The sequence below is a fragment of the Streptomyces sp. NPDC003300 genome, from assembly GCF_040610915.1.
Taxonomy (GTDB): domain Bacteria; phylum Actinomycetota; class Actinomycetes; order Streptomycetales; family Streptomycetaceae; genus Actinacidiphila.
In genome coordinates this window covers 130386-143256 of record NZ_JBEXNE010000015.1, presented here as the reverse complement: position 1 = coordinate 143256, position 12871 = coordinate 130386, and the positions used below count along the sequence as shown (strand labels likewise).

11 protein-coding genes and 2 pseudogenes are annotated in these 12871 nt (G+C 69.8%); 6 read left to right on the top strand and 7 right to left on the bottom strand.

Annotated features, from left to right (window positions below; translation table 11 throughout):
• The first annotated feature begins 348 nt into the window (after positions 1 to 348).
• The gene (locus ABZX65_RS22460) at positions 349 to 681 is read left to right on the top strand and encodes a MerR family transcriptional regulator (RefSeq protein WP_355342729.1); all 333 of its coding nucleotides are present in this window, start codon (positions 349 to 351) and stop codon (positions 679 to 681) included.
• 575 nt (positions 682 to 1256) lie between these two features.
• Here ABZX65_RS22460 and ABZX65_RS22455 read toward each other — a convergent pair.
• The 5 genes from ABZX65_RS22455 to ABZX65_RS22435 form a co-directional block, all read right to left on the bottom strand.
• Entirely contained in the window at positions 1257 to 1460 is a 204-nt protein-coding gene (locus ABZX65_RS22455; RefSeq protein ID WP_355342726.1) for a cold-shock protein, read from the bottom strand.
• A gap of 466 nt (positions 1461 to 1926) precedes the next feature.
• Positions 1927 to 2235, bottom strand: a complete 309-nt coding sequence (locus tag ABZX65_RS22450; RefSeq protein ID WP_355342723.1) for an SCO5918 family protein — start codon at positions 2233 to 2235, stop codon at positions 1927 to 1929.
• A gap of 71 nt (positions 2236 to 2306) precedes the next feature.
• Positions 2307 to 3848, bottom strand: coding sequence for a DEAD/DEAH box helicase (locus tag ABZX65_RS22445; protein WP_355342720.1), 1542 nt, complete (start codon positions 3846 to 3848; stop codon positions 2307 to 2309).
• 329 nt (positions 3849 to 4177) lie between these two features.
• Positions 4178 to 4381, bottom strand: a complete 204-nt coding sequence (locus ABZX65_RS22440; RefSeq protein WP_311297653.1) for a cold-shock protein — start codon at positions 4379 to 4381, stop codon at positions 4178 to 4180.
• Positions 4382 to 4763: 382 nt separating this feature from the next.
• A complete protein-coding gene (locus ABZX65_RS22435) occupies positions 4764 to 5204 on the bottom strand; it encodes a hypothetical protein (protein WP_355342716.1) in 441 nt (146 codons plus the stop codon).
• A gap of 851 nt (positions 5205 to 6055) precedes the next feature.
• Between ABZX65_RS22435 and ABZX65_RS22430 the strand changes: the two genes are divergently transcribed.
• Positions 6056 to 6496, top strand: coding sequence for a hypothetical protein (locus ABZX65_RS22430; RefSeq protein WP_355342713.1), 441 nt, complete (start codon positions 6056 to 6058; stop codon positions 6494 to 6496).
• Positions 6497 to 6950: 454 nt separating this feature from the next.
• On the opposite strand, the gene ABZX65_RS22425 is transcribed toward ABZX65_RS22430, so the two are convergent.
• Positions 6951 to 7100: a hypothetical protein gene (locus ABZX65_RS22425; protein WP_355342710.1), complete on the bottom strand. Its 150-nt coding sequence runs from the start codon at positions 7098 to 7100 to the stop codon at positions 6951 to 6953.
• Positions 7101 to 7768: 668 nt separating this feature from the next.
• Between ABZX65_RS22425 and ABZX65_RS22420 the strand changes: the two genes are divergently transcribed.
• Positions 7769 to 8380 (top strand): hypothetical protein, encoded by a 612-nt coding sequence (locus tag ABZX65_RS22420; protein WP_355342707.1) that lies wholly within the window; start codon positions 7769 to 7771, stop codon positions 8378 to 8380.
• A gap of 183 nt (positions 8381 to 8563) precedes the next feature.
• Here the strand turns inward: ABZX65_RS22420 and ABZX65_RS22415 are convergent, their stop codons facing one another.
• Entirely contained in the window at positions 8564 to 9391 is an 828-nt protein-coding gene (locus ABZX65_RS22415) for a class I SAM-dependent methyltransferase (protein WP_355342704.1), read from the bottom strand.
• A 289-nt stretch (positions 9392 to 9680) separates the two neighbouring features.
• Here ABZX65_RS22415 and ABZX65_RS22410 point away from each other — a divergent pair, with 289 nt between their 5' ends.
• From ABZX65_RS22410 to ABZX65_RS22400, 3 genes and pseudogenes are all read left to right on the top strand, one after another.
• Positions 9681 to 11207 carry a multicopper oxidase family protein gene (locus tag ABZX65_RS22410; RefSeq protein ID WP_355342701.1) on the top strand — a complete coding sequence of 509 codons (1527 nt, stop codon included), beginning with the start codon at positions 9681 to 9683 and terminating at the stop codon, positions 11205 to 11207.
• Positions 11208 to 11398: 191 nt separating this feature from the next.
• A pseudogene (locus ABZX65_RS22405) lies at positions 11399 to 11554 on the top strand (MarR family transcriptional regulator); the annotation flags it as partial.
• Between the two features lie 232 nt (positions 11555 to 11786).
• A pseudogene (locus ABZX65_RS22400) lies at positions 11787 to 12769 on the top strand (aminoglycoside phosphotransferase family protein).
• Positions 12770 to 12871 lie beyond the last annotated feature (102 nt).

Genomic DNA, 12871 nt, shown 5'->3' with positions numbered 1-12871 from the left:
GCGACGGGGCTGGCTGTCGAAGAGTGGTGCTGGTAGAGGCCATCAGCAGTACGAGAAGTGTGCAGTTCACGTTTGGCAGGCAGTTGATCCAGAGGGAAGAACGGAGGAGTTGAGCGCCATCGGGATCGCCCGGGCGGAGTGTTGAGTCCGGGTACCGCAGGACATCGATAGTGAGGTGGTCTCCGGTCAAGCAACCGCGATCCCCGCACCTGCCGCTCACCCTTTGGTGGCGGTGCGGACACAGTAGGCCGACGCAATAGCAGGTCGGCAGATGGTGTAGCAGTTCCTTCGGGGCCCCGGTGCCGGTATGGCACCGGGGCCCCTCCACGCGTTCCGCAGAGAGGTGCGATGACAGCAGGCGACACGAACGGGCGTCTCGATGACGACGACTACCCCGCGTACACCATGGGCCGGGCCGCCGAGATACTCGGCACCACCCAGGGCTTCCTCCGCGCGATCGGCGAAGCCCGCCTGATCACCCCGCTGCGTTCCGCGGGCGGCCACCGGCGCTACTCCCGCTACCAGTTGCGCATCGCCGCACGCGCCCGGGAACTCGTCGACCGAGGCACCCCGGTGGAGGCGGCCTGCCGCATCGTGATCCTCGAAGACCAGCTCGAGGAAGCGCAGCGCATCAACGAACAACTACGCCATTCCCAACCCGGCGACCGGGCCGACGTCTGACCGGTCTCCCTGACACGAGGGAGCCTCTGCGGCTCGCGGAAGTGCTCCTCATATGTGTACATGATCGCCGAAGACGTTCAGCCGCCGGCTCCTGAGCGTGATTCCCGGTCTGGTGCCGACACGCCACCCGACATCGTCCCGGACACCGCTGGTGCACCTTCCGCCAGCGGGCCCGGCCACCGGTCCTTTCCGGCCCCCGCCGCGGGGGCGTCGTGGAGCGGGTGGTCGCCGGGCCGAAGCCGGGGATGCGTGGCTCGCTGCACGCGGGTGGTCGAATCCGCTTTTGTGGTGTGCCGGCGACGGCCAATCCTTGGGCCTGCCAGGAGAGAAGGTGATCGACCGCGAGGGGCCCGCTGTGCTCGGGTGCTTGACCAAGCGTACGGAGAAAGATCGGCACTTCTCACGAGAGCCGCGGGTCTTTTCCGGTACAGGCGCCCGGCTCGACGAGCCGTGTGTAGGGGGGCGGGCCGCGACCGTCGGATCGCGGAGGGGTCCGGACCGGGAAGACCGCCGTGTCCACGCTACGGAGCCACCGGACAGCGAGCCGACTGGGACGGGCCGGGAGTGGCCCGGCGTCAGTCGCAGGTGATGTTCTCCGCGTACAGACCCCTTGGGTTCTGCCCGATGTCGAAGTGGACCCTCTGGCCTTCGGTCAGCCCAGGAAGAGCGTCGTTGACGAGATTGGAGTAGTGCGCGAAGACGTCTTCACCGTCGCCCGACTGCTCGATGAATCCGTATCCTTTAGCTGAATTGAACCATTTCACAGTACCTGTGGCCATTCTGTAACTCCTGCTCGCTCGGCGTGCGGCAACAGATTCGCGAACTCCGCATCTTTGTGGAATTTTCTTGTCCGTGCACCGGTGAAAAGGAAGAACCAGTCGTCAATCACGCGGCTGGCGCGGCCCCACGGGCTGGTGGACGCGGGCATCTGCGGCGAGGCCGCCCGCAGCCCTCTTCCTCGGGCGTCGCCCGAGAGGCCCCTGGCGTCTGCCCCGCCGGCGGCTGGTGGGGCAGAGGGCTGAGCGTCCGCCCGCGACATGCGAGGGTCGGCGACCGCGGGCTGAGCATCCGCCCGCGACATGCATGGGTCGGCGACCGCTCGAATCGGAAGCCTGGCACGGCCGTTGGCCGGGTTGGCGCGGGCCGAGGAGTGACCTCCGCGCTTGGGACGAGGCGGGATCGGGCGCCTGCTGCTCGGAGCCAGGAGCCCGCCGGTGTGCCGCGAGTGTGGGTTCTCCTCGTGGGTCAGGCTGTCACGGGGATGCCGAGCAGTGACTGGGCTGTCCGGAGTGGACTGGAGGCGGTGACGGGGACGTGGGTGGCGGTGTTGCGGCAGGTGTAGCCGAGGCTGAGGAGAGCGCGGGTCATCTCGGCGGCGCTGAAGTCGCGGCGGTCCTGGCGGGTGATCACCTCTCCCACTTGCTTCACGGGGTAGTGGCGTCGGCCGATGATCACGTACTCGCCCGTGACGACCTCGGGTTTGATGCCCTTCATGGACGCTTGCACGCCGCTCTTGGTGAGGTCGAAGGGGAAGTGGGCGATGATGCAGCGCATGGGACCTCGCGGAGATGAGGGGGGATGGGGACAGGAGCCGGTTCGCCCTGGTGAGTGCGGTCCGGCGGCGTTCAGGCCGCCGGGCTGAGTGCGGTACGGCGGCCCTGGGCCTCCGTCGAGGCCGTGGTCGGACGGGCGGAGCGCCGGGCCGCGGCGGGGCGGCTGCGCCGGCCGCGCGCGGAGGCGGCGGACGTGCTGCGCCTGGTGCGGTCGGCGACTGGCTCGGTGATGGTGACGGGCACGCCGGAAGGCGTGCGGGCTCCGGTGATGCGGTTCAACTCGGCTTCCCCGGACCGGATCTGGGTGGTCTGCGGGGTGATGCCTGCGGTGGTCATCAGACGGGTCATCTCGCGGCGCTGGTGAGGCAGGACCAGGGTGACGACGCGACCGGACTCACCGGCGCGGGCGGTGCGTCCACCGCGGTGCAGGTAGTCCTTGTGGTCGGCGGGCGGGTCGACGTTGACCACCAGGTCGAGGTCGTCGACGTGGATGCCGCGGGCGGCCACGTTGGTGGCCACCAGCACCGTGACGTGCCCGGTCTTGAACTGCGCGAGGGTACGGGTGCGCTGCGGCTGCGACTTCCCGCCGTGCAGCGCCGCCGCCCGTACACCGCTCTTGAGCAGGTGCTCGGTGAGCTTGTCGACGGCGTGCTTGGTGTCGAGGAACATCAGCACCCGGCCGTCGCGCGCGGCGATCTCGGTCGTCGTGGCGTGCTTGTCCGTGTTCTGCACGTGCAGAACGTGATGCTCCATGGTGGTGACCGCGCCGGCTGACGGGTCGACGGAGTGGACCACCGGGTCGTTGAGGTAGCGGCGCACCAGCAGGTCGATGTTGCGGTCCAGGGTGGCGGAGAACAGCATCCGCTGGCCGTCGGGGCGCACCTGGTCGAGCAGCGCGGTGACCTGCGGCATGAAGCCCATGTCGGCCATCTGGTCCGCTTCGTCCAGGACGGTGACGCCGACCTGGCCCAGTTGGCACGCGCCGCGGTCGATGAGGTCCTTGAGCCGTCCGGGCGTCGCCACGACGACTTCCGCTCCGCCGCGCAGCGCGCTGATCTGCCGGCCGATGGACATGCCGCCGACGACCGTGGTCATCCGCAGCCGCAGGGCGCGGGCGTACGGGGTGAGAGCGTCGGTGACCTGCTGGGCCAGTTCGCGGGTCGGAACCAGCACCAGGGCCAGCGGTTGCCGGGACTCGGCGCGCTGACCCGCAATACGGGCCAGCAGGGCCAGGCCGAAGGCGAGGGTCTTGCCGGAGCCGGTGCGCCCGCGGCCCAACACGTCACGTCCCGCGAGGGAGTTGGGCAGTGTCGCGGCCTGGATCGGGAAAGGCACGGCCATTCCCTGTGTGGCCAGCGACGTCAGCAGAGTGGCGGGCAGGTCGAGCTCGGCGAAGGTTTCCACCGGCGGCAGGGCCGGAGTGACGGAGACCGGCAGGGCGAACTCGCCCAGCGGGGCCGAGGGCCGCCGACCGCCGTAGCCGCCGGAGCGGGAAGGGCCGCCGGAACGGCTCGGGGCCTGGCCGCCGCGGTATCCACCACGGCCGGAGCCGGAGCCGGAGCCCGGGGAGCGGGTGCGGGAGTAGCGGTCGGTGGAGCGAACAGTGCGGTTCACGGAGAACCTTCCTCGATGCGGTGCGTCGAGGGATCCCCGGCGGCAGACGAGCCGCACAGGGAGCACAGGAACGAACCGATGAAAGTGAATGTACGAAGCGGGCCATCTGGAGCTCTCGACGAGCTGTCCGGTCGTTCCCGCGGGCACCAGCGGTACTCACACGTTGATGGCGGACCGGGGCTGGACTTCCCCGCTGCGGCAGAGGTGCTCCTCCGGGCGGCCGGGAAGGCGCGCGGGCCGCCATGGCGGCCGGGGGCGGCGGGGGAAGCCAAGTAGGCCGGGGCCCGCACCCCAAGGTGCGGGCCCCGGCCTACTGCTACGCGTGAGCGTCAGGCGGGAACGATGTTCTCGGCCTGCGGGCCCTTCTGGCCCTGCGTGACGTCGAACGAAACCTTCTGGCCCTCCTGCAGCTCGCGGAAGCCGGAAGCGGAGATGTTCGAGTAGTGAGCGAACACGTCAGCGCCGCCACCGTCCTGCTCGATGAAGCCGAAACCCTTTTCCGCGTTGAACCACTTCACGGTGCCAGTAGCCATGTCATATCTCCTTCGGGGCAGTGCCCGGAGCCCGCACTGTGCGGCCTCCGCGTCGCCGCGAGGTTGCCCCATCCGGAATGCACCGGAAATACAAAAGTGCTTCCACCGCTTACAGCAGTGAAGGCACTTGAAGTCTTTGGGAACCACAACTGCAACTGGGGAAACCATAGCATGCCACCAGCGGTAATGCTGGATCTCCGATTACTGGCCGCTAAAGGCACGAAATGCTGCGGTCGGTCTGCTGGTATTTCTGTGCCGGCGGTGTCAGATATTCCACCTGGGCTTTGACAGGGTCGGCGGACAGGATGCCGGGGGAGGCGGTCACCGACCGGCCCCTCGCGCGCAGGCGGGCGACGCGTGCGGGGGCTGGCGAACTGCCCGGTCAGCGGCGGCCGGTGGCCAGGATGACGAGGAACTGGCCGCCGCCCGGCTCGATTTCGGCGGTCACCGGCAGCCCGGGAACCAGTCGGGAGAACCGGTCCACCAGCCAATCCGCGGCCTCCTGGGCGTCCCGCCGGGTCGGACAACGGCCCACCATCTCGCGGCCCCCCTTGCGCTCCAGTCTTCCGGCAACGGTAATCAGCGGCGCGGGTTCGACCACGTACAGGCGGTCCGGCCAGGCGATGACCACCTCGACCGCGCCCTTGCGGGTGTTGCAGCCGCGGTGCGCCAGCCGCTCGGCGACCTTGGCCTTCCGGTCGGCGGTCCGGCTGTCCACGCTGGGCCCCCGCGGGTCGTTCACCGACATCTCGGGGTCGACCGGTTCGTCGCACACCCAGCACCGCCAGCCGTCGCGCTCGGCCACATCATCAAGGAGGCTCACCCGGGTAAGCTACCGCGCCCAGCCGGTACCCCGCGCACCTGGGCCGCGGCGGGCGAGGGTCCAGCCGTCAGTCGGGCAAGGCGACTCTCCGTAGCCAAGAGACCGACGAAAACCCACCTGTAATCTCCAATCAGCCGCGATGGCAGGCGGCCAATAAACGACCGCGTTCATACCCGGTCACACGGAGAACGTGAACGCAACAGGCATTGAGCCGTACGCGCGTATCGCCAGTTCATCCCGGTCGGTCTGGAATTCCCGGCCGCTGCCGGAGGCGTCATGACGGTCGACGCGCTCCCTCCGTTTCCTCCGCCTGTCATCCCTCCTCCACCACGTCCCCGAGCCGCCATCCCGAGACCGCCCCCGACCACCCGTCAGCCGGACCATCCGCAGGCCACACCCTGTCCCCCTGCTCCGCTGGGGGACAGGGCAGGTGCATCGCCTGACTCGCCGCAGGTTCGGGCGCTCGACCCATTACCACATCCGAGCCGGTACCACCTTGCGGCATCCGGGGCGTGGGATCTTCCGTTGCTGATCTTCCGGTCACGCTCGCTCTGCGCGACGAAGAGGCCATCCGTCGGGAACTGGAAGCTTTCCCAGCCGCCTTAAGTCCGCGAGTTCTGTGGCGGGGGCTGGATTCGTAGTCACCTGTTTGACCGGTCCGGCAGGCGTGGGCACGCGGGGAGCCGCCTACTGGGGATGGGTGCGTGGTGCCGGGCCCGCTTTTCGAGCCGGCTTCCGGGACCCGCGGAGATCTGTTCGCACGAAGGGATGTTCCTGTGCCAAGTCAACTCACGCGTGGCAAGCGGCTTGCACTGTGCGCTGCCGTAGGAGCGGTTGTGGCGGCGGGGGGTGTGGCTGCTCTGGGCTACGGTACGGCCGCAGCGGTTCCGCAGGCAGCGGCGCGGCACACCGCATCGCCGAACCCCTGCACAGCCCAGGACCATCTGCTCACCATCGCCGTTACCACGGATGCCAAGAACGTCGCTGTCGGTGACCGCCTGTGGGACAGCCATGCCCGCTTCGTCAGGAGCACTCATCAGTCCTTCCTGGTCGCCTATGGCCTTGCGAAGGGTCCGGAGCGGGCCGACCCGCTGGACCCGGCCTCGGCGCTGACGGGTCGGACGGTGTACGTCCTCAACGAGTGCTACCGGACCAGCGCCGACATCAGCAAGCACTGGAAGATCACCTCCACGCGGTGGCCCGAGTTCCAGGCTGTCCTCGACTGGATGCACACCCCGGGCACGCAGGTGGTGACCCTGCACGACGGGCAGGTCAGAAACTCCCTCTGGTAGGCCGCGGCCCGGCGCCAGTCGGGCGGGCAGGGCTGGTCGGCGCGGCGCGGCGCGGCGCGGCGCGGCGCCTGACTCTAGCTGTCGGCAGTCGACGGCCGGTTCGTCCACGTCAGCGATGCTGGGGCCTTCGGGCGGCGCCCGCTCCGGCGTCTCGCGGCCTTCGGCCGTGGCGGCGCGCAGCCCTGGGGGCGGTATTCCTGAGGCTGCGGGAGAAGGGCCGGCCGCGCGGTGTGGGCGGAGCGGCCATCGGTTACAGGCCGGTGCGGCGCTGCCGAGCCCCTGGGACTGCTATCTCCTGGGCGGCGAGGACGAGGGCCGGGCGGTCAAGATCCGGTTCCGACCAACCACCGGGACCGGCCGGGCTGGACCGAAGCGACACGCGCCTACTACTGGCTCGTGCCCTTCACCGATGCACCGGACCTGGCAGACCAGGCAGAGCGCAGCCGGACCGTCCTCACCGGTCCGGGGCTTCGACGCCATCGACCGCACCGGCCTCCACCTCGCTCTCGGCCGCATCGGACGGGCCCACGACGTCACCGAACACCAACTCGCCCGTCTCGTTGACCTGGCCGGACACCACGTGCCGTCGGCGGCTACCGTGCACGCCATCCCCATGACAGGCTCCCGCGGCGCCGTCCGATACAGCCTTGCACCCTGGACCCCCGTCCGTCGGCTCCACTCCCATCTCGACACGTCGACTCGCGCCGCGGGGCTGCCCGGCCTACACCCCACCCCGACGCTGCGCCCCCACATCGGCATCGCCTACTCCAACCGAGTACAGCCCGCCGCTGCATGGGGTTCCACGCGGGCACGGCGGGCACGGACAGTGCCCACTACGTCCAGCCCCTTGGCGCTGGACCGAGTCTCGCGACCGCCCTGAACAACGCATTGCGTGCGGGGCGTTGGGACACGGCGCCGATGTTCGACTGTCAGATGCCGCCCGGTGAGGCAGACCGGAAAAGGGACGTCTTGTGAGGTGCGGGCCCAGGTTGCCAGGGAGCAACCGGGGACCACCTGCGGTGCGCGGTAGCGAGCGAAGGAGGACTTCGCGAATTGGTGATCAAGGAGTCGCAGGTTCACATCCTGTCGTCCCGACGGTGCACGAAGGGCCCGCCGGCCAGGTCAGCGCCACTTCACCCTGGACCAAGATCGTCTCAACCGGCGGTGAGCCCGCGCGGCCCGGGGCTGCCGGTGAACTACCAGCGCAATAAGGTGAGTTGAGCCTCCGGGCAGTACCCTGTGGTGCTTTGCGGCGACCACAGGGAGATCACGATGCACTACCGGAATCCCCGTTTCGAGCACTGGCCGGTCTACGAGGACATCACCGACACCTACTACCGGCACGGCCGCTTCTTCTACGGCGAGGACCGGGACGGCCACCTGCGGGTGGGGCGCGTCGTGGCCTTCTACCGGTACCTGCATCCCATCAACACCTCTGCCGTAGAGCCGGTCGTGCGCTTCGTCGGCACCGGCGGGGTGGAGGGCGAGCCCGAGTACGTCTCGCTGGGTGAGGTGACCGAGCGGTGGTGGATCGGCCGGACCGCCGAGGACGTCGAACAGGCGTGGCGGGCGGCATCCACGACCGGGGAGTGGCCGCAGCCGCAGACCGGCGGGCCGGGACAGCACCCCGCGGCACCCTTCTACGTCGATCCGGCGCACTACCTGCTGTACTACGCGGCCCGTGACGACGACCGGTCCTACCTCGGCCGGGTCGTCGGGTGGGATCCGCCGCTGGATCGCAATGAGCTTCCCACGCCGATCGTGCGTCTCTACCAGCCGGACGGCAGCCTGGACGAGGAGGGCCAGTACGAGGGGCTGAACCTGCCGGTCGGCGGTTACGTCGCAGGGACGCTGGATGCAGCCCGGGACTACCTCGAAAAGTAGCGCTAACGGGTGCCCCATGCCCTGCCGCGCGAGGGGAGGCGCGGCGGGGCGCTGTCGAGCCGCTGTTCGCGGGAAATGCCTGGGCCCGCCGCCATTCGGTGGAGCGCGCCCAGTCGTGGCGATGCGGAATCTCCACGCCCACGGCCGAGTCCACGGCCGATCCGCGCGCACGGCGCGGGTGGCTCACTCGGCGCGCCGGCCGACCCGGAGGACGCTCAGATAGCGGCGTGCTGCTCGGTCGCCCATCCGCGTGCGGACGCGCTCGGCTACCGCGTCGAGCAGGGGCTCACGGATGTCGCGGTCGAGCCTCCGGTACAGCGACAACGAGCGGAGGTGATCGGCAAAGCCGTCTCCGTCGAACCATTGCACGGTCGGGTACCAGCGCACGATCGGTGGGCCGAACAGTCCTCCGGGATCGTCGACCAGGCCCCAGCCCTGGTCGGTGGCGCGCACGTCGTCCTCCAGGGGAGGATGACGCCAGTCGGGGTCCCCGGGGCAGAGCTGCTCGTGGAGATCGGCGGTCTCGGCGTAGAGCTCCTGCTCTCCCGGCCGGCGGACGACGACGTGGCCGAGCACCGCCATCCAGCCTCCGGGACGGAGCACGTCGTGCGCCCGTTGCCAGCCGATCGACGGGTCGACCCAGTGCCACGAGGACGCGGCCACGAGAGCGTCGAAGCGTCGGCCGCGGTCGTCCCACTCCTCGAACGTCGACGTCTCGACGTCGACGTTGCCGAAGGACGCGATCCGTTGGCGAGCGAGCGCGGCCATCTCCGCGCCCGGCTCGACGGCCGTCACTGAGCAGCCGAGTGCTGCCAGCGAGCGCGTCGCCTGACCGGTGCCGCAGCCCACTTCCAGCACCGACGACCTGTCGTCCGTGCCGGTGACGGCGACAAGGTCCGCGAACAGTTCGTCGGGGTAGCCCGGCCGGACCCGGTCGTAGAGCTCCGGCACCTCGTTGAACACCCGGCCGAGGTCGCGCGGATTCGGGCGCATCTCCGGAGTATCGGTCATGGGCGTACAAGCTATGAGGTTCGTCCACGGGGACGCCACTGGTTTAACGGCGGCTCCTCGACAGCAGCCGTGTCGGTCCTCTCTGTCTGCCCTGGGCGATGGCCGCGCAGCGGTCGCGGCGGTGGGGGACAGGTGGAAGGCCGGGGCGAGGTGCGGCGGGTCGGCGCCGACGGCCAGAGCTTCCCGGAGTGACGCGGCGCATCAAGGGTCAGGCGTGTCGTGCTTGTAGGCATTTGCGCATTTCGCAATGCTTGACGCGACATTGGTCGGCATCGTGTGGAGGCGTTTCATGGGTTCATCACGTGGTGTCAGCCGGCGTGCGCTGCTGGCGTCGGCCCCGGCGCTGGCGACGGGGGCGCTGCTCGCGCCCCGGGCCGCAGCCGCGCCCGCGCCGTTCCCGCAGCCGCCGGTCATCCGCTCCCAGGGCGGCGTCCTGTCGACCTCTCTGCGGGTCGCGTTCACCCGCGGCGTGCTGCCCGGCGTCGGCAACGTCAACCTCCGGCTCTACAACGGGCATGTGAACGGGCCGACACTTCGGCTGCGCCCGGGCGACGTCCTCGACCTGGAGCACGTCAACGACCTGCCGCCCAACCCCGACCAGACCTCCCACGCCGACCACAACGTCCCGCACAAGTTCAACTCGATCAATGTTCACACTCATGGCCTGCACGTCTCGCCGACGGGGAACGCGGACAACGTCTTCCGCGAGTTCACCCCCTACGACCCGCGCAACGGCCTGAACACGCGCAGCTACCGCAGCCGGATCGAGATTCCCGCGGATCACGAGGGCGGCACGTTCTGGTACCACCCCCACGTACACGGAGCAGCCGCCGTCCAGTTGTCCAGCGGGCTGATGGGCGCCCTGATCGTCGAGGGGGCCATCGACCAGGTCCCGCAGGTGGCCGCCGCGAGCGACCTGGTGATGTGCGTCGGCGAACTGAAGCTCGCCCGGGGCCAGGTACCCGACCTGCACGCCGAGGACGATCTCAGCTCGGTTCCCTCGACCTTCGTCGTGAACGGGAACTACCGGCCGCAGGTGCGGCTGCGCGTGGGCGAGGTACAGCGCTGGCGCCTGGTCAACGCCTCCGCGTTCACCGTCCTGCCGATCGAGGTGGAGGGGCACACCCTGCACCAGATCGCCATGGACGGCATCGCCTTCACCCGGCCCGTGGAGCGCGAGCGCGTCACCCTGGCCATGGGCAACCGCGCGGACGTCATGATCCGCGCACAGCACCCGGGCAACTACCGGATCATGGCCGGGGACACCCTGCTGGCCACCATGACCGTGCAGTCGGGACCCGGCGTACGGATGGACCTGCCCACCGAGCTGCCCGGCCCCGCGCCGTTCATCGACCCTGCCGAGGTGACCCGGCGTCGGGCCCTGACCTTCCACAGCGACATGGACGCCTTCCCCGGACAGGCGTTCACCCACGCCTTCCGCATCACCGGTGACGGCGCGACCCCCGCCACCCGCGACGCGGCTGACCCGTCGGATCCGACCTACGGGCGATTCGACCCCTCCTACGTCAACCACACGCTGCGGCTCGGCGACACCGAGGAATGGACGCTCACCAACGACTCCGCCAGCCACGCCAATCACCCCTTCCACCTGCACACCAACCACTTCCTGGTCACCGCCGTCGACGGCCGCGCACTCGACACACCCGTCTGGCAGGACACCGTCGCCATCAACAAGTCCGGCTCGGTGACCCTCCGCGTCCGCTTCAAGGACTTTCCCGGCCGGGCCCTGGTGCACTGCCATCACCTCCAGCACGAAGACCGCGGCATGATGCAACTCATCGAATACGTCTCATGACCAGGGCGGGGACCAAGTCTGTTGCTCGACGCCCGGCCGGCCCTACTCGGTCGTCCCTGCCCCGGAGACCGGCCGTCGAGCCGCTCTTCGCCGCAGGCCAGCGGACCGAGGCCGATCCGGAGGCCCTGACCGTGCTGGACGTCGGCTACGACGCCCGTCGGTGCCCGCCACCAGGTAGTCGGGGCAGCGCTCTGCGGCTCACGGATGCCGGGGACGCTGCCAGGGCGCGGTTGCGCGAGCCGGTGACCGAGCTGCGCGGTGTGGTCCACGAGGGCATCAGCGACGAAGGGTACGTAGCCGCGCTCAAGGTGCTGCGCAAGATGGTCGCCAATGTCCAGCGCAGCAAAGCCTCCGGGCCAACTTCTTCCTCTCGGCCTGTCTGCGAACCGGTCGGGGGAGACCATGTGCGTAGGGTGCGGAAGCCGGTTGACGGCGGCGCTGGCCAGCGTCTTGGGCATGGTCGAATCGACGTCTGAGGGGTACAGGTTCGAGGCGGCGCACGCCGAGCGGGCGAACGGGACCGTTGCGGGCGTCGCGGGCATGGGATGCGTCCGTCGGTGAGGTCGGTAGCCTGCCTTCATGGTTTCGGGCGAGGGGGCCGGGCACATCGGTGCCGATCTTGAGGGTCAGGGCTGGGGTGCGACGCGTGCCTGGGTGGAGAAGGGGCTGTCAGCGGCCGAGCGCATCGAGGACGTCGTACGGTTGCGTGGCGGCTGGACGTCGGAGATGCGCCGCCTGGGCATCTGCGGGCCGGGCGGTCGACGCTCACTAGTCCTGCGGTCCTTTGCGAAGCCCTTCTTCGTCCGGCACGCGGAGGGCCTGCTGACCCACGAGGCAGCCGTCCTGCGCCTGCTCGGCGACAGGACGTGCCCGCAGCCACGCTTGTGGCGGTGGACGCAACGGCGCGCTACTGCGACCATCCCTCCTTGCTGATGTCCCTGCTGCCCGGGACCGTGCGCCTGGGCGATGAAGGGGCCGAGCGGCGTGCCGAACTGCTTGCCCGTCAATTGCTGCGCATCCACCGGCTGCCGGTGACCGCGGAGGCCCGGCCGCGCACCTATCAGGCGTGGACCTCTCCCGAGCGGGTGAGCCCGCCCGAAGACACCGAGCGGCCTGAGCTGTGGCAACGGGCCGTGGACGTGATCCGCCGCGAGCCCCCGGACTACCGGGCCTGTTTCCTGCACCGGGACTTCCATCCCGGCAATGTCCTCTTCACGGGTGACGGCGACGGTCTGCGGATCAGCGGCGTCGTCGGCTGGGTGGAGACCTCCTGGGGGCCGGCCGACCTGGACGTGGCCCACTGCTCGACGGCCCTGGCCCTGCTGCACGGCGTTCCCGCGGGCATGCGCTTCGCCGACCGCTACCTCGATGCGGGAGGAACGCTGGCCGAGGACCGCGCCGCTCATCTCTACTGGCGTCTGCTGGACGCGTTGGCCTTCGCTCCGGACGCCGAGAAGGTCGCCATCCCCTGGCGCGAGGTGGGCCGTGCTGATCTGACCCCCACCGTGCTGACCAGGCGGCTGGAGGGATACCTCCAGGCCCTTTTCGACCGGTACGCATGAATCCGGACCGGTGGCCCGGCCGCCAGCGGTCCTGGGCGGACGCGATCAGCGGCGGTCTCCCGCTGCGGCAAGCGGCTCAGCCACGCGGGAGCGGTGGGCGTT